A 19226-nucleotide genomic window follows, 5' to 3' on the forward strand; every position below is an offset into this window, starting at 1 on the left:
TCAAGCTCATCCATGCAGCTCAGTCGACCGCGCAGGCCGCGCGTCACTGGCGGAAGCAGCTGGTCAGGCCAACCGAACGGCGAACCACACGATGGTCCCACCGTCTGGGCCACGCTCGCTTCCGCAATCCTCGGAAAACGCACCGACGAGGAAGAGACCACGTCCGTCGCAGTCCTCCGGTCCGGGCGCGCGCGAGAAGGGAACTCCACACCCGGGGTCGTGCACTTCGATGCGCAACACGTCCCCGTCGAGCCAGCACAGCACGTTGATCAGCCACTCGTACGCGACCTTGACGTGCTCGACCGCGTTGGTGACCAGCTCCGAAAGCATCAACACGCAATCGGCGGAGTCGAATTCGGGGTCGAGCATGCCCAGCAGCGACGCCAACTGGGCACGGCCGACGGCAACGGCTTCCGGGATCGGACGAAGGACGATTCCGCCCACGAGTTCGGCTGTCGGGCTTGGTGCGATGGGACCGACGGGGATGGACATCGTCACGTGCGCTCCTTACCGCTGCCGTCACAGTCGAGGCAGCGCCGCTTCTGGGTGACCCTCTTTCGGCCGTTCGAGACGCTCAGCGCCGCGCTCGCCCGACCACCCACGTGCTTCCAGCCGCGACCGCGGCAGCGTGGGCACTTCCGAGACGGCGAGTCCCCCGACTTCCCTGACGAGCCCATCCCGCCGCCCCCTCTCCTCAAGTGGCCTTAGCCACTTACTGGATAGTGGCATTGGCCACTTCGGAGCGCAAGCGGTTCTGCACAGATCGTCTTCCGGCGTGCGATCAGCCCAGCGGGTACTCACGCTCGAAGGCCCATCGACCCTGCGGGTAGACCGCCTCCGCGAACTCCAACGGTCGATCGGCATCGTCGTACACCGTGTGCCGGACGACCATGACCGCCGCAGGTTCGCTCATCCCCAGCTCAGCAGCCTCGTCACCGTGCGCGAGTCGTGCACAGACCCTGTCTTCGCCGTATCGGCCGTGCCGTCCGGTCACATCCTCGACATAGGCGAGAGTGCCTTGTCGGATGCGCTCCGGGATCAGCAACAGCGGCGCGACCTCGGCAAGCGCCGGAGAGAACCACGACGTCGAGACTTCGACCGGCCCACCCTCGTTGTTCGTCACCCGCCGGCGGTGGATCGCTTGCGTCGTTCCGGCCGGAAGCCCGAGGCCGCGTACGACGTAGTCAGGGGCATCGACCAGGCCGGTCGACTTGATCACCGCGTACTCACCGGGCGCATAGATCTTGCCCAACTGACGGGCACGTCCGTACCGTTCGCGGGCCCGTCGGTGGATCTGGACTTCCTGAACGTACGTACCGGAGCCCTGCCGCTTCTCGACCAGGCCCTGTTGCCGAAGCGCGTCGAGCGCTCGGGCCGCGGTCGGCCGAGAGACGCCCCATTGCGTCACCAAGGCTCGCTCGGAAGACACCTCATCGCCAGGGCGAAGGTCGCCGCGCAGGATCTGATCCCGCAGGAAGTTGGCGATCTGAAGGTACTTCGGCAAGCTCTCCTCGATCTCGGGCACTGCTCCTCCTAAAGTGGCTATGACCACTGGCCACTATAGGGCTGGGCCCGTTGCCACCCGCATAGGGTGACCTTGTGACGCGGCTCTTAGTGGCTGCTGGGGGAGGTGGCGACGCCGTAGCCGCCGCCATGATCCACGCAGCCGAATACGGCACCGACCAAGAAGCCCTGATCCTCACGTACTCGTGGGATCGGCTCCTCATCGACCCACGCCCAGGCCCACGCAGCGCGGCCGACTTCACCGGGCTGGAGACGTTGGCCCCCGGCGTCCTCACGTTCCGCCCGACGTCCGCTCTCGTCGACCCCGCTGGCTCGTCGACGCTGCCCCGCCTCTCGGGTGAGATCAGGCCCGCGATCGCGCTCTTGGACCCGTACCGCGGCGCCGACGGCTTGACCGAGCAAATCACCGCAGCCATCACATACACCGGTGCGGACGCCATCGAGATCATCGACGTCGGAGGCGACGTCATCGCCCGAGGCGACGAGCCCGGTCTACGCAGCCCGTTGGCGGATGCGCTCACATTGGCCGCATGCGCGAACGCCCACGTGCCCACGGTCGTCTCGGTCGCCGGCCCCGGCCTGGATGGCGAACTCCCCGAAGCCGAAGTCCTGTCCCGACTCGGCGATCCGGCCTTCACCCTCACCCCCGAGCAGACGACCGCCTTCCTCCCGGTCTTCACCTGGCACCCCTCGGAAGCCACATCCCTGTTGTCGGCAGCCGCCCGCGGCACCCGAGGAGTCTGCGAGATCCGCGACGCCGGCCTACCGGTCGTACTCACCGACGCCAACGCCGGCGTCTACCGTCTCGACCTGGACGACGCCTTGGCCATCAACCTCTTGGCCCGCCGCCTCATCGCCACCACGTCCCTGGACCAGGCCGAACAAATCACCCGCGACGTCTGCGGCTTCAGCGAACTCGACCACGAACGCAACAAGGCAACCTGGCTCAGCACCAGGCCGCCGACGGACGGCAGCAAGGATGACCGCTCGGCCCGCCTGGCAGCGTTCCTCACAGAAGCAGCCAACCGCGGCAGCGACTACGTCACGTTCCGCCGCCTAGCCGAAGCCCTGGAAATCCCCCAGGCCGAATTGCCAACCTTTCGAGCCGCTTTGATCGCGACCACCCCTGACTCGGACACGCCACTCGTCTGGCGGACGAGGACGTAAGCCTGCGCAGTTCTCCGACCCAGTCCCAGGCCCGGACCTATCAATCCCTACAGCCGGACGCCGCCGCCGCGAGACGCCAGGACATGCAAGAGCCCGACCAGGCCCCCCGAACTCCAGATCAACCCCTTGGCGATCAGGTCCGGAACATCCGCAAGCGGCACCCACTCCATACGAGCCATCTCGCTCGTCTCGGTCGGCTCCGCAACCTGGATAGCTCCCTCCCCCACGAACACGTCATGCCACGAGTCGACCATCCCGACCATGGGCTGAAAGCGAGCCACACGCCGGAAGGTGGCCGGCCGATAGCCAGTCTCCTCAAGCAACTCCCGAAGCGCCGTCTCCTCCGAGTCCTCGCCGGGTTCGACCAGCCCGCCGGGAATCTCCCACCCCCACTGGTCCGACACGAACCGATGCCGCCACATCATCAGGACGCGTTCCTGATCATCGATGAGCACCACCATGGCCGCAGCATGCAGCTTGATCACGTGATGCTCGAACCGCTCCCCATCAGGCAGTTCAACGTCGGTCAGGAAGACGCGCATCCACTCGTTGTCATAGATGATCCGTTCACCATGAACAACCCAGGCCGAGGCAGCGTCATCGTCAGTAGCCACATAGCAACGCTACAGGTGGCAAAACCGCTGCACCGTAGATTAAATGAATCTATGCTCTAGTATTATTAGATTCCGGCGATTGCTCCAACTGGAGTTCCCGCTTACGCTGCTCATCTTTGATCTTTTCGACAAACTCAGCAAACTTGCGAAGCCGATTCTTTTCGGCATCCTCCGGCGAAGTACCAGAGATGTTTTCATAGTCGCCGAACCTGAACTGAACGGCCTTGTAGTGCTTTTCGATCTCATCAGCGGTCGATTGCAGGTTGAATCCCCGCTCTCGAAACTTAAAGTAGCCAGTCAGGCCAGCCGAAGCACCAACCACCGCGCTGATAACTGTCGCCGTTATAGTTAGTGGCGTAAGATCGTTTGACATGGCAGAAAGAGTACTTACAACAATCGATCCAACAATGATGACTACTTGGAAAAGATTATGAACCTGTCGATTCCGAGTCGCCTTCTTTCTGTACTGTTGGACGTCATCCAGAGATGCTTCACGGTAGATACGCAAAGCCGCTTCAGAATCCAGCGGGAGAGCAGCAGCGGCAGATTGGCGGGCATGCAACAAATTTCTCAAATTAGCATTTAAGTCAACAATCTTTTTGCGATTCAGAAGGACAAGTCGCCCCATCGCTACCCAAACCACAAGGACGGTCGCCAAACCAAAGTACCGAGTAAAGAGAGGCTGGTCCTTCCACAGGCCCACGACGACCGTATATCCGAGAAGAAACGTAAGAGCAATACCGCCAAGAAGACCGACTGTATACGTACGCTGCATCGCACGGGCAGCGGTTGCATCTTCAACGGCCTGATCAAATTCGCGCGCCGCTTCCCGGTACGCCTCTTGACGCCGGTTCGCATCATTGGTCGGCTGACTCACTGTTCCCCCGAACTAGATCTCTCGCCTTCGCCAGAAGACTACTTCGTCTGAAGGACGTCGGCACACCAGTTAGAGAAGATTCCACTCTAACTGCCGAATTTGGCTTTTCTGAATCAAGGGCGCGCCCTGACGGGCGCGCCTCCGCCGCTCCGGTACGGGCCGCCCCGGGCGTGCGGCGTGGCCGCCGGTCCCGGCGCGGCCCGCCCTACGACGTCGGCTCTCGCGCCGAGTATCACCAGTAAATTGCGATGATCTCTGCCTCAATAAATCGTTCGTTGACAGCTACCGACTGAGGAGGCGCAGACGGAGCGCGAGTACTCATAAATCCACCGAGAGCCAGCGCATGAACTCGGAAATTAGATGCTTCTCGCCTATCTGTCTGAACGCCAGATATCGCAGAGATGCACTGTTCAATCGCCTCGAAAGCCCTCCGACGGTCCGCGACGTCGCCTCTTATCAGGCTCGCATTAACTTGTGCAAGCGCCAGAATCCGGGCGTCGTCTTGAGGTGTCAATGTTTGCGAGTGGCTCCGTGCGATAAGGCTTCCGTATTCTTGAAGCGTCTGAACTTCACGTGAATTCGAGTTATGGACGACCGAAGGGTTTCCGCCAGACATGGCTGCCAGCGCGTCCGAGCCCAGGTTGTCCATGATATTCGTGAATTCAGGCCATATTTCCGAAAGGACGTCACCCAACTTAATGGGCGTCCATGAATTCTTGAGACCTGGATGGCTAACACGACACAGCACACGAGCTCTTGCGTCGGCGAAAAGGACGCGCCGGATGTCTTTCCAAAAGAGTGCTTGCTCAGCTACGCCAACGAGGCTTACCGGCAGGGTCGGTGGAAGCTGGTTGGTGGAGAATTGACTCAAGATTTCTGTATGAACGACGTAATTCTGCCCGCCATATTCAAGTGCTCTGTAATCTACAGCCACACACTGAACCGGGACAAGGCCAACCATAAGCCGATCCAGAAGCCGTGCTAGATCTGCAGCTTGACTCATCTGCGTTTGGTTCATCTGCGCACTAAGCTGACCACTACTTGCGATTATATTGTCAATGGCGGATATTATTGCACCCATTCGATAAATGGGTGCTGCGCGGAGCTCAACCTCAATCTCGAACGGCTTTCCTCTTCCCAAATCACCCTCCCTTACAACCCAAGGGCGCTTACCAGCGAGGGATCGCGTGCTGAGTGAATGCATGAGACTCCCGGAGATCTGCGGCACGGCATTCCTGGCGACAGGCCGCATTACGAGCTCATCCGCTATTCTGCGCCGAAGGTCTCTAAAAGTAGCCTGGATCGTTGCCTTTCGTAGGACTTGAGTATCCTCCGTTTGGCTTGATTCCAATGCTGACCCGAGAGACGCCTTCAGGACTTTGGAATTTGCTTCGAACCCGCTCGTAACTCCAGATTTTGTCGTTTTGGACCACGATTTTGTTATCTCGCTGGGAATGGCGCCGATTAGAGACGAGAGCAGGCTCGTCACGCTGACCTCGTCTAGATAAATAAACTCACGTAGGCGGGGATCGTCGTAAAGGCTACGTCTCCGCCTAAACCAGACCCTCCTTCTCCATCGGGCCGCGATCAAACCAATCATTTTTCTACTCTCCTGCCCTGGTTGAGAGGTTCAGTGACACGACGGCGCTGCATCGCGACGCGTTCGAACCCACCAATGTAATCCTCAAGCTGAATCTCGTCTCGATCGTCGGCCACGCACAACAGGGCAGCCTCCGTCCAGATAGCCGCCAAATCAGCTGATGACCACGATTCCGTCTGTCCAGCAATGAGCTCATGCGGCAGGCCCGCTTCAACACCTCTGGGAGCAGTCACTTCCAGGATAGCCGCTCGATCCTGTAATCCCGGGAGTTCGAAACAGATCTCCCAGTCAAACCTTCCTGGACGGCGCAGTGCATTATCTATGTCCTGTGGGCGATTAGTCGTCGCAATGACGATCACATTGGTCTCTGATCTAAATCCGTCCATGCAGGCCAGCAATTGCCCAACAATTCGACGGGACGCCTCGTGTGAATCGTCGCTACGCTGGCTAGCTAGGCTGTCTATCTCGTCGAAAAATATAATGGCCCTATCTTGCGCCCTGGCGTCATCAAAAAGTTTTCGGATAAGCTCCTCGCTTTGGCCGACCCATTTATTCATGATCTCAGGGCCGCTTACCTGGTAGAACGTGGCATTGGTCTGGCTGGCAATGATTCGGGCGAGAAGCGTCTTCCCTGTCCCAGGAGGGCCGGTGAATAGAACTCCTTTGATGGGTCGCGCGCCAATCTTGACTAGCTTGTCGTGCTTCTCCAGCGGTAGTCTGACGAGCTCAAGAGCCCTGTCCACGATCTTTTTAGATCCGCCAAAGTGATCAAAAGAAAGTTCGTCATCTGGGGGCACTTGGAACTGCCTGACGGTATGAGAGTCAACCCCCGGGATATCGAGAAAACGGATCGGAGCGTCGGATATTACTTCCAAGATCCCCCGTGCGTCAGAACCCTCGACAGTATTTCCTTCATGCAGATCGATCCCATCTGGGGGATCTATTTTCTTGAGTCGCCCGCCGATATCGACAACCACAAGATCAACTCGGATCAACCTCACGACCCCGATCCAAGTGTTTGCTGGCCATACTTCATCAGGGGCGCGTTCGACGCGACCACTTTCTCCCACTAGGACGATGTCGCCGGCGGAGTACGGGAAGACCTGATCACTGGAGCATGGAGCGACTCGGCCAGAAGTGAATTCTAGATGGGCAACATATCCATCGTCGCTTACGTAAACGACTCTGGCGACGACGCCATCCTCATGCATTTCCATGTTCAAAGTGCCACGCTGCCTATGCGGAGAAAACTTCCTAAGAAAAGTTTCTCACGGAGTACGCGTCGGGGCAGCATCTTCATAGATCCCATGGTGCTGGGGGGTGAGAATCTGGTAGCAACCATCAGCAAGCTCATGAAAGTGCACATGTCCCCGCCTGCACGTCGAGGACATCGCGCCACCGCCACCCAGGGGGATCCACTCCCACAGGCGACTCGGTCTATCCAGCAACTGACCAGATGCGAACGGGAGTTCGCAGCTGCGCTGCGAGCCGGCTGGGGGCCGGCGACGCGACCTTTGGCCGCGACCGGGGCGCGCTCGTTGCGTGGGACACCCGTTGGTGCTGGGCTTTGGGGGTCGGGCCGCGGTTGCCGAGCAGCTGGGTTGTTGGTCGGGTTGCGTGACCCGCGCGCATAAACCACGGCATGCCACCCGGTCCCCGGCATGCCGTGGACCGGGTGCGTGGGTTGGGTTTTGGGGGCAGCTGACTGGTTGTGCAGCATGCGTGTAATGATCTTGGAAATGGGTGAGTCGCCGACGTGTTCCTGTGCAGGTCAGGGGGCGGTTTTGGAAATGCGGCTATACCCCCTCCGGAGCCGTGTGCGCAGGTTCGAATCCTGCCAGGGGCACACAGCGTCACCAGGATCAGCAGCCACGAAGCCACGTGAGCTGCTGTTTTTGTTTCCGGCCTCTTTTCCGCCGTCACGATGTGTGTCGCTTCGCGGAGGCGAAAGCAGGCGTTGGACGGCCGTCGTGCAACATGCGTGCGATGGTCTTGAGGCTTTTTCCGCAGGTCAGAGTGAGTTTCCGGCGTGTCTGCGGCGAGTGCCGGACACGACGAAGGCTCCGGATCACTCTGGGGCTTCCTGGCACCTGACGGCTGGTCCGTCGTCTGGTCAGGCGTCGTCGTCGAGGCCGTCCGAGATGCGCTTGTTGATCGGGTCGCGCTGTTCGTCGATGCACTTGGCGTAGAGCTTCAGGAGCACGTCCGCGGAGTGGCCGAGCCGTTCCGCGACTTCGGTTGCAGGCGCTCTCGCGTTCAGTCGGAGCGAGGTGCAGGTGTGCCGAAGGTTGTACGGCCGAGCTGGCAAGGGTGACGTGACCTGCTTCTCGGTGAGCGCAATGGGCGGCGGCGCTTTCTCGACCCACGCGACCGCCTTGGCGATCTCACGGGGCCGGTCGATCTCACGACATATCGGGGGCGACAGGATGGACCGGAGCGTTTTGACGTCGGGCCGCCCCTAGGCGTCGGGCACGAGCGTCGGAGGGCGGTGGTGAGGGAATCCGTCACGTCCAGCGTCATGCCGTGCGGGATGCCGCCCGGAAGGGGAATGAATCGCGCTCCCCGCAGCAGGACCGGAGGGAAGCCATGGAGCCCGCTCGCTACCACGAGATCACGGACTTTCTGCGTGACCGGATCATGGATGGCACGCCCCCGGCGGGACAACGGCTGCCGAGCGAGGAGGAGTTGGCGAAGGAGTTCGGGGTGTCCCGCCCGACGGTCCGGCAGGGCATCACCGAGCTTCGTGTGGCCGGGTTGGTCGAGGTGTTGATGGGTCGCGGGATGTTCGTGCGCTCTCCGCACGCCAGGCCGAACACGACGCGGCCACGTGGGGTTCGCCGGGACCGGGGCGGGCGGTACGTCGAAGCCGACGCCATCCGCCGGACCACCCGGGACGAGCCGACCGCGACCCGCACCGGCGCGCGCTTGGCGTTGGTCGACGTGTTGCCCGTGCCGCCGGGCGAGCCGATGTTCACCGACGACGAGTGGCAGACCGCCGAGCACGGCCGGCTGTGCCGGGTCCGCCGGACGTACGTCCCTTTCTCGGTCCCGGAGAACACGCCCTACTCCGGTACCGCCCCGCGGCTCGGCCACGGCCCGCACTGGAGCGAGAACGTCCGCAGCCGCATGCCGCTCCCCGACGAGGCCACTTCGCTTCACCTGGCGGACGGGGCACCGCTCGTCCACGTGCTGCGACTGACCTCGGACCAGCACGAACAGCCGCTCGTCCTGGCGGAGTTCGGGATCTCCGGTGACGATCTGGAGATTTCCTGCGGATTCGGCCGCTCTTCATGAGCGAGGCGCGGCCGCTCGCGGAGGCCCTCCCGGAGCTTCACAGCGAATTGCTCAGGCTGCTGCATGTGGCGGCCGAGCATTCGCTGGCCGACGATCTCCACGGAGTGGAGTTCCACGACTGGTGCGACTGCGGGGACGACTTCTGCCAAGGCTTCAGGACGGTGCCGGATCGGGAAATCTTCTACGGTCCCGGTCATCGCATGGTCTGCCTGCTCGGCGAGGACGACCACGCCATGATCAACCTCGACGTGGTCCACGGGTCCGTGGTCTACATCGAGATCCTCTACCGACCGCAGCTCAAGGCCCAACTCCGGGCACCGGCCTGAAACGCTTTCGAACGTGCGAGAACCCCCGCTCGGGCCACCGGGCGCGAGGTCTTTGTTTCGGCCGGAGAACAAGAGAAGAAACCGGCCGAGCTTTGGTCGGGCCGGCGCCGGACGATCGTCACGCGCCGGTTCCCGGGCCCGCACTGCGAGGGCACTCCATGAGGCTTTGGCACTCAGATGAGGCCGCGGCGGGTGAGTTCGGCGGTCAGGTTTCGTTTGCGGTGGTGTTCGGTGCGCAGGGTGGTGAAGTGCTCTTGCCACTCGGGCTCTCGGTCGGCGGTTCGGGATATGTCTCGGGCGCGTACGAGCAGGTCGGCGGCTCGGGCGTAGGCGTGGTTGCCTGTTGCCTTGATGAGGACTGCGGCTTCGCGTAGGTAGATGTGCATGGCTTCGGCGGGGCGGGTGGTTCGGCAGGCTTCGGCAAGGTTCAGCCATTGGTCGAGGTTGGCGCCGAAGGTTTCGGCCGCGGTCCAGGCCTGGTCGTATTCCTGTTCGGCGAGCAGGACGTCGATCAGGACTCGGGCTGCCCAGGTGCCGGTGGGCCGCTCGGCGGCTGCGTCGCGCAGTATGCGCAGGGTCTCGGCGCGGTAGTGGTCGAGTTCGCCGATCGCCCGGGCGGCTTCCAGGACTTGGTGGTGGAGCGCGACGCTTGGCCGGTGGCGGAATTGCTGCCGGCGGATCTTCAGGGTGTCCGCCTCCCGGCCCTCGGCGCTGTATCGCTGCGTCAGGTAGTCGGCGAGGCGGGATTCGTCCGGGTGTTCGGCGAAGCCGCGTTCGGCCCAGGTGAGGGCTTCGTCGTTGCGGTCGGCGGCGGTGAGGACCTCGGCTATGCGGAGGTAGGCGTATCCGTGGGTGAGGTTGTCGGCGATTGCCTCGACCTGCGCGTCCGTGTCGTTTCGTACTTCGGCCAGATCTTCCCGGAGATGTTGGATCAACCATCGGTCCGCGTCGTGGGTGGAGTCGCCCTCCTGTACGGCGCGCAGCCGAGCGGCGTAGTGCGTGATTCCGGTGTCCCCCAGCGACTCGGCGTAGTCCCGGATCGCCAGTTCCGGCCAATCGTGGTTCGCGAGTTGGAAGGCGAGCAGCCAGTCGGCGAGTTCGGCGGGGTCGGGCGAGGTGGCGGCGCACGCTGCGGCGTGCAATTCCGCCAGGGCCTCGCCTTCCACCGTGATGCCGCCGTCGGAGTCGTCGATCTCGCCGAGTGCCCCGCCGATCAGGGCCAGGGCACGGCCGGAGAGGTCCATGACGGCGACGTGGTGGCCGCCCTCGTACAGCTCCCGCAGCGTCTCGGCGATGTCGGCGACCGCCTCGGCGTAGGCGTACGCGCCGTGCCGGTCCAGGTAGCCGTAGGTGCGGAGCGCGCGGCCCAGGTGCTCGCGAATCGAGGTGATGTCCGGGCCGGCCCCGCCGTCGGTGCGCGCCGCGCGCAGGGTGAGCCGGCGGCGCAGGTCGGGATCGTTGCGGGCCGCCTCGTCGAGGAGGTCGACGAGTTCGTGGGGATCGAGTGAGGCCAGGTAGGCGCGGAGGTCGAACGGGGCGGCCTGGGCCTCCCCTACCGGGCGGGCCGCGACGGACCGAAGGAAGACGAGGCCGACGGCGACGCAGTGCTTGCAGAAGTGGCCCTGCTCGCCGTATGGGCAATCGCAGTCGCCGATGAGACCGTCCGCCCCGTATTCGAGGGCGACCGCGTAGGTGTCGTTTCCGTACACGACGGCGGAAACGTAACCCGGATCCTCTTCGATCAGATTCGCGACCGCACCGAGGTAGCCCTCACCGCGCCCGTACGACTTGGCGCCGGCCGCGTCGAGGAGGTCCTGTTCGGTGAATGGGAGGCGTGGTACCGACATGGCTTCATCAAACCGTACGTCCCGATGCCGGATGTGCTGTTCGCCGACTGGAGGGATTACCGGAGCACTTCTCGGACGTACCGAGCACTTCTCGGACGTACCGAGCACTCCCCGGGCGTACCGGAGCGCTTCCCCGACGTACCGGAGCATTTCCCGGACGTACCGGCGAGGTGACGCAGGAGTTCAAGAGGCTTGCGTGCTCCGAGACTTCGGCCAAGAAAGTCGCGCCGACCGGCCCGGCTCGCGCATGACTCGCAGCGCCGATTTCGCCCATGCCGTGCCGGGTTCGCGGATGCGGTGGAGTTCGGCCCCGTTGTCGGAGGAGGCGGTCTCTCGGGTCGGGCAGTCCTTGGCTTCGAGGCGACGGCGGGGCCGCGCCGGCGGTCCGGACGTCTCGTCGCCGGCCGGCGACGATGACCGCTCGGGCGTGGGGTGGGCGTCGGCTTCTCCGTGGGCGGCGCCCACCCCACGGTTCGGGGGGTGGTGTGTCCAGTGGGGGGGGTGTCCTACAGGGCCTTCGCCGTGTATACGGCTGTGCCTTCCACATAGGTGCCCAGGACTTCCGCGTTGGCGATCTCCGCCGCCGGCCCCGCGTACGGGTCGCGATCGAGGACTACCAGGTCGGCGAGCTTGCCGACTTCGATCGTGCCCGTGTCGTGGTCGCGGTGGTTCACGTACGCCGTGCCCACCGTGTAGGCGGCCAGGGCCGCCGTGAGGTCGAGGCGCTGCTCGGGGAGGAAGACGGTGTCGGAGGGATCCGCGAAGGAGGGCAGGACGCGGTTGACCGCCGTGTGGATGCCCCACATCGGGTCGGGGGCGCTGACCGGCCAGTCGCTGCCCGCCGCGAGCGTGGCGCCGGAGCGGAGCAGGTCGCCGAACGGGTATTGCCAGGCCGCGCGTTCGTCGCCCAGGAACGGGATGGTGAGTTCGTCCATCTGGGCCTCGTGGGCGGCCCACAGGGGTTGCAGGTTGGCGGTCACGCCCAGCGCGGCGAAGCGCGGGATGTCGTCGGGGTGGACCACCTGGAGGTGCGCGATGTGGTGCCGGTGGTCGCTGCGGCCGTTGGCCGCGAGGGCTTGGGCGAAGCCGTTCAGTGCCTCGCGGGCCGCCCGGTCGCCGACCGCGTGCACGTGTACCTGGAAGCCGTGCGCGTCCAGCAGCGTGACGTGCTCGCGCAGCGCGACCGGGTCGACGAAGCTCAGGCCGCTGTTGCCGGTGTGGCAGCCGCAGCCGTCGAAGTAGGGCTCGTTCAGGGCTGCGGTGAAGTTCTCCGCGACGCCGTCCTGCATGATCTTGACGCTGGTCGCCGTGAAGCGCCCGACCGACGAGGACGCGCGCAGGTCGAGCAGGCGCTCCAACTGCTCCGCGCCTTGCCCACGTTCCCACCACAGCGCGCCCACGACCCGGGCCGTCAGTTGCCCCGAACGGGCCGCCGTGAGGTAGCTGTCCAGCGGGTCCAGGCCCATGTGGGCCGAGCCGACCATCGCGTCCTGCCAGGACGTCACGCCGACCGAGTGCATGCGTGCCTGGCCGGCGAGCAGCGCGCGCAGGCCGTCCGCCGCGTCCAGGCCCGGTACCAGGTCGCCGACCAGGGCGGCGGCGCCCTCGTGCAGGGTGCCCTGCGGGGTGCCGTCGGCCTCGCGTTCGATCCGCCCGTCGGCCGGGTCGGGGGTGTCCCGGGTGATGCCGGCGAGTTCGAGCGCACGCGTGTTGACCCAGGCGCCGTGGCCGTCCGCGTTGATCAGGAACGCCGGGCGGTCCGGCACGATCGCGTCGAGTTGTTGCCGGCTGGGCGTACCGCCCGCGAACGCGTCCATGTTCCAGCCACCGCCGCTGATCCACGCCTCGTCGGGCCGGTCCGCGGCGTACGCGCGAATCAGCGCGAAGGTCGCCTCGGCGTCCCGCGCGTCGGAGAGGTCGCAGCGGATCAGCGTGGTGCCCGCGAGGGCGGGGTGCACGTGCGAGTCCTGGAAGCCGGGCAACAACGCCCGTCCGGCCAGGTCGATCACGTCGGTGCGGGGGCCGATCAGGTCGCGCACGTCCGGGTCGTGGCCGACGACCACGATCCGCCCGTCGCGCACGGCCACCGCCGTGGCCCGACGACGAGCGGCGTCGATCGTGTGGACCGGTCCACCTCGGAATACGACATCGGCAGGGGTGGGCATGGGGGCTCCTTGCGCAGACGACGGCGGTGCGGACGGCGGGACGAAAGGGAAACGACGGGCGAACCCGCGACGCTCGGGGCGGGGGGCGGAGCACCCGACCCGGGACGACCGGCAGCGGGGCAGCGAGCGCCCGACCCCGGGCAGCGGGCAGGAGGCGCCCGACCCCGGGCGGCAAACCCCGGACCCTGCGCCCAAGCTGTCTGGAGTATCGACGCGGGAACGTTCCCGCACAAGCGCGTGCGGGAACGGTTTTCCGAAGGTCCTGGCTCCGCACATCGCGCGTGACTCGGGGCTTGCCAGCCGGCAGCATGTCGTGACATGACCACCTCACCCCGCAGTGGCGGCCGGCGGCCCGCGCCCGTGCCTCGGGTCCGACTCGTCGACGTGGCCCGAGAGGCGGGGCTGTCCAAGACCACCGTCTCGGCCGCCCTGAACGGCACCGGCCGGCTGTCCGACGCGGTCCGGCTGCATGCCCAGGAGACCGCGCGCCGACTCGGCTACCGGCCGAACGCGACCGCACGGCTGCTGCGGGCGGGGCACGCCCGGCTGATCGGGTACGCGGTGCGCGAGTACGTGGAGACGCCGTGGTCGTACATCGAGTCGCCCTACTTCGCCCAACTCACCAGCGCCACCGCCCAGGCCGCGCTCGCCCACGGGTACGCGCTGGTCCTGTTGCCCACCCACTCGGCCCGGGACGAGTGGGCGGACCTGCCGCTGGACGCGGCGGTGGTTGCCGACCCGCTCGCGGAGGACCCGTTGGTCGAGGACTTCCTGGCCGCCCGCATCCCGGTCGTCTCCGACCGGCGGCTGGAGGGCATGACCGGCGGGCACTGGGTGGACATCGACCACGAAGCCGCCGTACGCGGTGTGCTCGACCACCTGGCCGCGGGCGGCGCGCGGCGGATCGGCGTGGTGGCCGCGCACTCCAGCTCGCTGTTCTACGAGGAAAGCGTGACGACCTATCACACCTGGTGTCGGGAACGGGAGTTCGCACCGCTCGTGGGGATGACCGAGCGTCCCGGCAACCAGGCCGCCCGCGCCGTGATCGACCACATGCTGGGGCAACCCGAGCGCCCGGACGGGCTCTTCGTACTCACCGAGGCGAGCCCGCCGCTGATCCTGGAGACCGTGCGCGCACACGGCCTGAGGGTCCCGGAGGACCTGCTGATCGTCTGCGTCAGCGACGACGCGACGGCCGCGCAGACCGACCCGCCGATCACCACCCTGAGCCTGAACCCGGCCGAAATCGCGACCGTGGGCGTCGAGTTGCTGATCCGCGCGCTGGAGTCCGGCGACCCCACCCCCACCGGCCGGATCGTCCCGACCAACCTGGAGATCCGCACCAGTTCACGACGCGGCGACTGACCCGACGAACTCGGGGCCGAGTCGAGCGGTACGCGCCGGTGCCTTCGTACACCCGGGCCGAGCGGCACCTCCGCCATCACCGAGCGGCACCCCGCCACCGTCGGGCACCCGAGCCCAGCCGCACCTTCGAGCAGCCGCGCCGGCGCGATCCGGTGCGGACCACCGGCGCCGACGTCCTCGGCCTGCTCCGCACCGCACCAGCCCCGGCCCGACAACTGTCGAACGGCCCGACGGATCGTGATTCGATGGCCTCGGATCACCGACCACGCCACACCGCAGCACGCCGCGCCACACCACACGCCGCCGCCGCACCCCGCCCGACCACCCCTCGGGCCCCGACCCGGAGGAATCGCCGTGATCGAGTCGACCCCGACTCCCCCCGCCGAGCCGACCGTCGTGCAGGGGCACGATCCCCGCACCGGAGCGCCGGTCGGTGATCCCGTGGCGGGCAGTACCGGCGCCGACGTCGACCGCGTGGTCGCCGCCGCCCGGGCCGCCGCGCCGGCGTGGGCCGCACGCTCCGGTACCGAGCGGGCCCGGGTGCTGGAGGCCGTCGCCGACGCGCTCGACGCCGCACGCGCCGAGTTGGTCGCCGTCGCGGACGCGGAGACCGCGCTGGGCGAGGCCCGGCTGAGCGGCGAGGTCGGCCGTACGTCCGGCCAACTGCGGATGTTCGCCGGCCTGCTCCGGGACGGCGCGCACGTGGGCGCGGTGCTCAGCCCGGCCGATCCGGCGCTCGGCCGGCCCGACGTGCGGCGGATGTTGCACCCGATCGGCGTGGTCGCGGTGTTCGCCGCGAGCAACTTCCCCTTCGCCTTCTCCGTCGCCGGCGGCGACACCGCGTCCGCGTGGGCGGCCGGGTGTCCGGTGGTGGTCAAGGTCCACGAGGCGCACCCGGCCACGTCGCTCACGGTGGCCCGCGTCGTGCATGCCGCGCTGGCCGACGCCGGCGCTTCCCCGGATCTGCTCGGCCTGGTCGCCGGTCGCGCCGCAGGCGGCCCACTGGTCACCCACCCCGGGATCGCCGCCGTCGGCTTCACCGGCTCGCTCGCGGGCGGCCGGGCCCTGTTCGACCTCGCGGCCGGTCGCCCCGACCCGATCCCGTTCTTCGGCGAACTGGGCAGCGTGAACCCGGTCGTGGTGCTGCCCGGCGCGGCGGCCGACCGCGCCGAGGAGTTGGCCGCCGGCTACCTCGGCTCGCTCACCCTGGGCACCGGCCAGTTCTGTACCAATCCCGGGCTGCTGTTCGTCCCCGAGGACAGCAAGCTCCCGGACGCCGTCGCCACGCACGCGCGCACCGCGACCGGCGGCCCGATGTTGTCCGAACGCATCCGCGACGCGTACCGGGACGGCGTGTCGGCGCACGCCGCACGCGAGCTGGCCCGAGGCACCGCCGCCGAGGGGGCCTGGGCGGTGGCACCGGTGGTGTGGCGGGTCGACCTCGCCGAATTCGTCGCGCACGCGGCCGAGCTGACCGAGGAGACCTTCGGTCCGGCCGGCCTGATGGTCACCTACGCCGACGAGGACGCCCTGCTCGCCGCACTCGACCGCCTCCCGGGCAGCCTCACCGGCTCGGTACACACGGTCGAGGCCGACCACGCGCTCGCCGCCCGGGTCGGCGCCGCCCTGCGTCCGCGCGCCGGTCGGCTGATCCACAACGGCTGGCCCACCGGCGTCGCGGTGTGCTGGGCGATGCACCACGGCGGCCCCTGGCCCGCCACCACCGCCCCCGGCCACACCTCCGTCGGCGGCACCGCGCTGGAGCGCTGGCTGGTGCCGACCGCCTACCAGGACTGGCCCGACGCACTGCTGCCCGCGGAACTGCGCGACGCCAATCCGCTGGGCGTGCCACGACGCAGCCAACCCTGAGCGGTCCCCGCCACCGAACCCGGACGGGCACGCCGGGGCGTGCCACGACGCCCGAGCGGCCCGCGCCACGGGCCGGGACGGCCATCCGACCAAGCGCGAGCCCCCGCGGCGCAGCGTTATGGCCGAGTCCTCAGCGGTTGTCCACAACCGTGCCGCACCCTCCGTCCACGTTGTCCACAGACCGGCCTCGGGTGTCGCCGACTGCTCTTAGACTGCTCGGATGACAGCGCTCGACGACGGTCCCCAGATCAGCGAAGCGCTGCAGGTTCTGCATCGCGTCTTCGGTTACGACTCGTTTCGCGGGAGTCAACAGGAGATCATCGACCATGTGATCGAGGGCGGCGACGCGCTCGTCCTGATGCCCACCGGCGGCGGCAAGTCGCTGTGCTACCAGATCCCCGCGCTGGTGCGAAAAGGCGTCGGAGTGGTGATCTCACCGCTGATCGCGCTCATGCAGGACCAGGTGGACGCGCTCACCGCGCTGGGTGTGCGCGCCGGGTTCCTCAACTCGACGCAGAACCCCGACGAGCGGCGCATGGTCGAGTCGGAGTTCCTGGCCGGCGAGCTGGACCTGCTCTACCTGGCGCCGGAACGGCTGAAGGTCGACGCGACCCTGCGGCTCCTCGACCGGGGCACCGTCTCGCTGTTCGCGATCGACGAGGCACACTGCGTGGCGCAGTGGGGCCACGACTTCCGGCCCGACTACCTCACCCTGTCCCAGTTGCACGAGCGCTGGCCGGACGTGCCGCGCGTCGCACTCACCGCGACGGCGACCGAGGCCACCCACACCGAGATCGCCTCCCGGCTGAACCTCCGGCAGGCCCGGCACTTCGTGGCCAGCTTCGACCGGCCCAACATCCAGTACCGGATCGTGCACAAGGACAAGCCGCAGAAGCAGTTGCTCGACCTGCTCCGCTCCGAACACGCCGGCGACGCGGGCATCGTCTACTGCCTGTCCCGGGCGTCGGTGGAGAAGACCGCCGCGTTCCTGGTCGACAACGGCATCGACGCGCTGCCGTACCACGCGGGCCTGGACTCGCGGGTGCGCGCCGCCAACCAGTCCCGCTTCCTGCGCGAGGACGGCATGGTGATGGTCGCCACCATCGCGTTCGGCATGGGCATCGACAAGCCCGACGTGCGCTTCGTCGCGCACCTGGACCTGCCCAAGTCGGTCGAGGGCTACTACCAGGAGACCGGCCGCGCCGGGCGCGACGGGCTGCCGTCCACCGCGTGGCTGGCGTACGGCCTCCAGGACGTGGTGCAGCAGCGCAAGATGATCGACGGGTCGGAGGGCGACCAGGCCCACCGCCGCCGGCTGGGCACGCACCTGGACGCGATGTTGGCGCTGTGCGAGACGGTCGAGTGTCGGCGGGTGCGTCTGCTCGCCTACTTCGGTCAGGAGAGCACCGCGTGCGGCAACTGCGACACCTGCCTGTCGCCGCCCGCCTCCTGGGACGGCACGATCGCGGCGCAGAAGGTGTTGTCGACCGTGTGGCGGCTCAAGCACGAGCGGCGCGGGCAGAAGTTCGGCGCGGGCCAGATCGTGGACATCCTGCTGGGTGCCAAGACCGCCAAGGTGATCCAGTTCGACCACGACACGCTCCGGGTCTTCGGCATCGGCACCGAGCTGGGTCGGACCGAATGGATGAGCGTGGTGCGGCAGTTGCTCGCCATGAAGCTGATCGCCGTCGAGCCCGCGTTCAACGCGCTGGTACTGACCGAGGCCAGCGAGGAGGTGCTCGGCCGGCGGCGCGAGGTGATGCTGCGCCGTGAGCCGGAGCGGCCGGCGCGTGCGGCGAAGGCCGACCGGGCGGCCAAGTCCGGCAAGGGCAAGGCCGCGCCGATCGAGCTGCCCGCGGCGGCGGCGCCGATCTTCGAGGCGCTGCGCGCGTGGCGCGCGGCGACCGCGAAGGAGCAGGGCGTGCCGGCGTACGTGATCTTCCACGACGCGACGCTGCGCGAGATCGCCACCATCGGGCCGGACACCCTGGCCGCACTGGGCGCGATCAGCGGCATCGGCGAGAACAAGCTGGCCAAGTACGGCCAATCGATCCTGGACACGCTGGCCGGCTCGCCCCCCGGCGCCCCGGCGCCCGCCTCCACCGCCTCCACGCCGGGAGCGGCCCGCATCCCGGCGCCCGGCTCGACGGCCGGCTCGGCCCGACCCGGCTCGGCACAAGCCGCCTCGGCACCGGCCGCCGAGCTCACCCGCGAGCCGGTGCCCGAGCTGATCCGCGAACCCCTGCCGGACTATCAACCCGACTACCAGAACGACTACGAGCCCGACTTCGAGCCGGAGCCGGAGTACTACCCGGAGTTCGAACCGGACCCGGACTACCGAAACTGACCGACCGGGCCGGGGCGCACCCGCGGACCCCGGCCCGAACCCGCACCACGGAACCGACCGACCGGGCCGGGCACACCCCCGGACCCCGGCCCGAACCCGCACCACCGAACCGCCCGACCGGGCCGGGCACACCCACGGAACCGTTCCGTACCCGCACCCCCGACAACGATCGATCAGGCCCGGGCACACCCGCAGGCACGGCGACGGACGGACCCGCACCCGTGCCCCGGC

At 67.0% G+C, this 19226-nt stretch carries 14 protein-coding genes; 6 read left to right on the top strand and 8 right to left on the bottom strand.

What is annotated here, in order from left to right:
* Positions 1-63: 63 nt before the first annotated feature.
* Positions 64-492, bottom strand: coding sequence for an ATP-binding protein (locus ACFXMF_RS07830; protein ID WP_379988077.1), 429 nt, complete (start codon positions 490-492; stop codon positions 64-66).
* 289 nt (positions 493-781) lie between these two features.
* Positions 782-1525, bottom strand: coding sequence for a GntR family transcriptional regulator (locus tag ACFXMF_RS07835; protein ID WP_379988057.1), 744 nt, complete (start codon positions 1523-1525; stop codon positions 782-784).
* An 89-nt stretch (positions 1526-1614) separates the two neighbouring features.
* On the opposite strand from ACFXMF_RS07835, the gene ACFXMF_RS07840 reads away from it, so the two are divergent.
* Positions 1615-2691: a DUF1152 domain-containing protein gene (locus ACFXMF_RS07840; protein WP_380020571.1), complete on the top strand. Its 1077-nt coding sequence runs from the start codon at positions 1615-1617 to the stop codon at positions 2689-2691.
* A 47-nt stretch (positions 2692-2738) separates the two neighbouring features.
* On the opposite strand, the gene ACFXMF_RS07845 is transcribed toward ACFXMF_RS07840, so the two are convergent.
* From ACFXMF_RS07845 to ACFXMF_RS07860, 4 genes are all read right to left on the bottom strand, one after another.
* Positions 2739-3305, bottom strand: coding sequence for an NUDIX hydrolase (locus ACFXMF_RS07845; protein WP_379988055.1), 567 nt, complete (start codon positions 3303-3305; stop codon positions 2739-2741).
* Between the two features lie 49 nt (positions 3306-3354).
* Entirely contained in the window at positions 3355-4182 is an 828-nt protein-coding gene (locus tag ACFXMF_RS07850; protein WP_379988054.1) for a DUF4231 domain-containing protein, read from the bottom strand.
* 232 nt (positions 4183-4414) lie between these two features.
* Positions 4415-5200, bottom strand: a complete 786-nt coding sequence (locus ACFXMF_RS07855) for a hypothetical protein (protein WP_379988053.1) — start codon at positions 5198-5200, stop codon at positions 4415-4417.
* Between the two features lie 578 nt (positions 5201-5778).
* Positions 5779-6999 carry an ATP-binding protein gene (locus ACFXMF_RS07860; protein ID WP_379988076.1) on the bottom strand — a complete coding sequence of 407 codons (1221 nt, stop codon included), beginning with the start codon at positions 6997-6999 and terminating at the stop codon, positions 5779-5781.
* A 1369-nt stretch (positions 7000-8368) separates the two neighbouring features.
* Here ACFXMF_RS07860 and ACFXMF_RS07865 point away from each other — a divergent pair.
* Both ACFXMF_RS07865 and ACFXMF_RS07870 read left to right on the top strand, forming a co-directional pair.
* Positions 8369-9076, top strand: coding sequence for a GntR family transcriptional regulator (locus tag ACFXMF_RS07865; protein WP_379988052.1), 708 nt, complete (start codon positions 8369-8371; stop codon positions 9074-9076).
* Positions 9073-9402, top strand: coding sequence for a hypothetical protein (locus ACFXMF_RS07870; RefSeq protein WP_360319466.1), 330 nt, complete (start codon positions 9073-9075; stop codon positions 9400-9402). Before ACFXMF_RS07865 ends, ACFXMF_RS07870 begins: the two co-directional genes overlap by 4 nt.
* A gap of 173 nt (positions 9403-9575) precedes the next feature.
* Here ACFXMF_RS07870 and ACFXMF_RS07875 read toward each other — a convergent pair whose 3' ends face one another.
* Both ACFXMF_RS07875 and ACFXMF_RS07880 read right to left on the bottom strand, forming a co-directional pair.
* Positions 9576-11249, bottom strand: coding sequence for an SWIM zinc finger domain-containing protein (locus tag ACFXMF_RS07875; protein WP_379988051.1), 1674 nt, complete (start codon positions 11247-11249; stop codon positions 9576-9578).
* 506 nt (positions 11250-11755) lie between these two features.
* Positions 11756-13414, bottom strand: coding sequence for an amidohydrolase (locus tag ACFXMF_RS07880; protein WP_360319462.1), 1659 nt, complete (start codon positions 13412-13414; stop codon positions 11756-11758).
* A gap of 318 nt (positions 13415-13732) precedes the next feature.
* Between ACFXMF_RS07880 and ACFXMF_RS07885 the strand changes: the two genes are divergently transcribed.
* From ACFXMF_RS07885 to recQ, 3 genes are all read left to right on the top strand, one after another.
* On the top strand, positions 13733-14779 hold the full coding sequence (locus ACFXMF_RS07885; protein ID WP_360319460.1) for a LacI family DNA-binding transcriptional regulator: 1047 nt from the start codon (positions 13733-13735) through the stop codon (positions 14777-14779).
* Between the two features lie 354 nt (positions 14780-15133).
* Entirely contained in the window at positions 15134-16648 is a 1515-nt protein-coding gene (locus ACFXMF_RS07890; protein ID WP_379992286.1) for an aldehyde dehydrogenase (NADP(+)), read from the top strand.
* A 220-nt stretch (positions 16649-16868) separates the two neighbouring features.
* Complete coding sequence (gene recQ / locus ACFXMF_RS07895; protein WP_360319456.1) at positions 16869-18995, top strand: DNA helicase RecQ; 2127 nt, start codon at positions 16869-16871, stop codon at positions 18993-18995.
* Positions 18996-19226: the final 231 nt, after the last annotated feature.

The organism is Embleya sp. NPDC059213 (assembly GCF_042754445.1).
Classification (GTDB): domain Bacteria; phylum Actinomycetota; class Actinomycetes; order Streptomycetales; family Streptomycetaceae; genus Embleya.

Coding starts and splice junctions, on each gene's coding strand:
- ACFXMF_RS07885 (WP_360319460.1), top strand. CDS start 13,733: ATGACCACCTCACCCCGCAGTGGCGGCCGGCGGCCCGCGCCCGTGCCT.
- ACFXMF_RS07875 (WP_379988051.1), bottom strand. CDS start 11,249: ATGTCGGTACCACGCCTCCCATTCACCGAACAGGACCTCCTCGACGCG.
- ACFXMF_RS07865 (WP_379988052.1), top strand. CDS start 8,369: ATGGAGCCCGCTCGCTACCACGAGATCACGGACTTTCTGCGTGACCGG.
- ACFXMF_RS07870 (WP_360319466.1), top strand. CDS start 9,073: ATGAGCGAGGCGCGGCCGCTCGCGGAGGCCCTCCCGGAGCTTCACAGC.
- ACFXMF_RS07860 (WP_379988076.1), bottom strand. CDS start 6,999: ATGGAAATGCATGAGGATGGCGTCGTCGCCAGAGTCGTTTACGTAAGC.
- ACFXMF_RS07830 (WP_379988077.1), bottom strand. CDS start 492: ATGTCCATCCCCGTCGGTCCCATCGCACCAAGCCCGACAGCCGAACTC.
- recQ (WP_360319456.1), top strand. CDS start 16,869: ATGACAGCGCTCGACGACGGTCCCCAGATCAGCGAAGCGCTGCAGGTT.
- ACFXMF_RS07880 (WP_360319462.1), bottom strand. CDS start 13,414: ATGCCCACCCCTGCCGATGTCGTATTCCGAGGTGGACCGGTCCACACG.
- ACFXMF_RS07855 (WP_379988053.1), bottom strand. CDS start 5,200: ATGAACCAAACGCAGATGAGTCAAGCTGCAGATCTAGCACGGCTTCTG.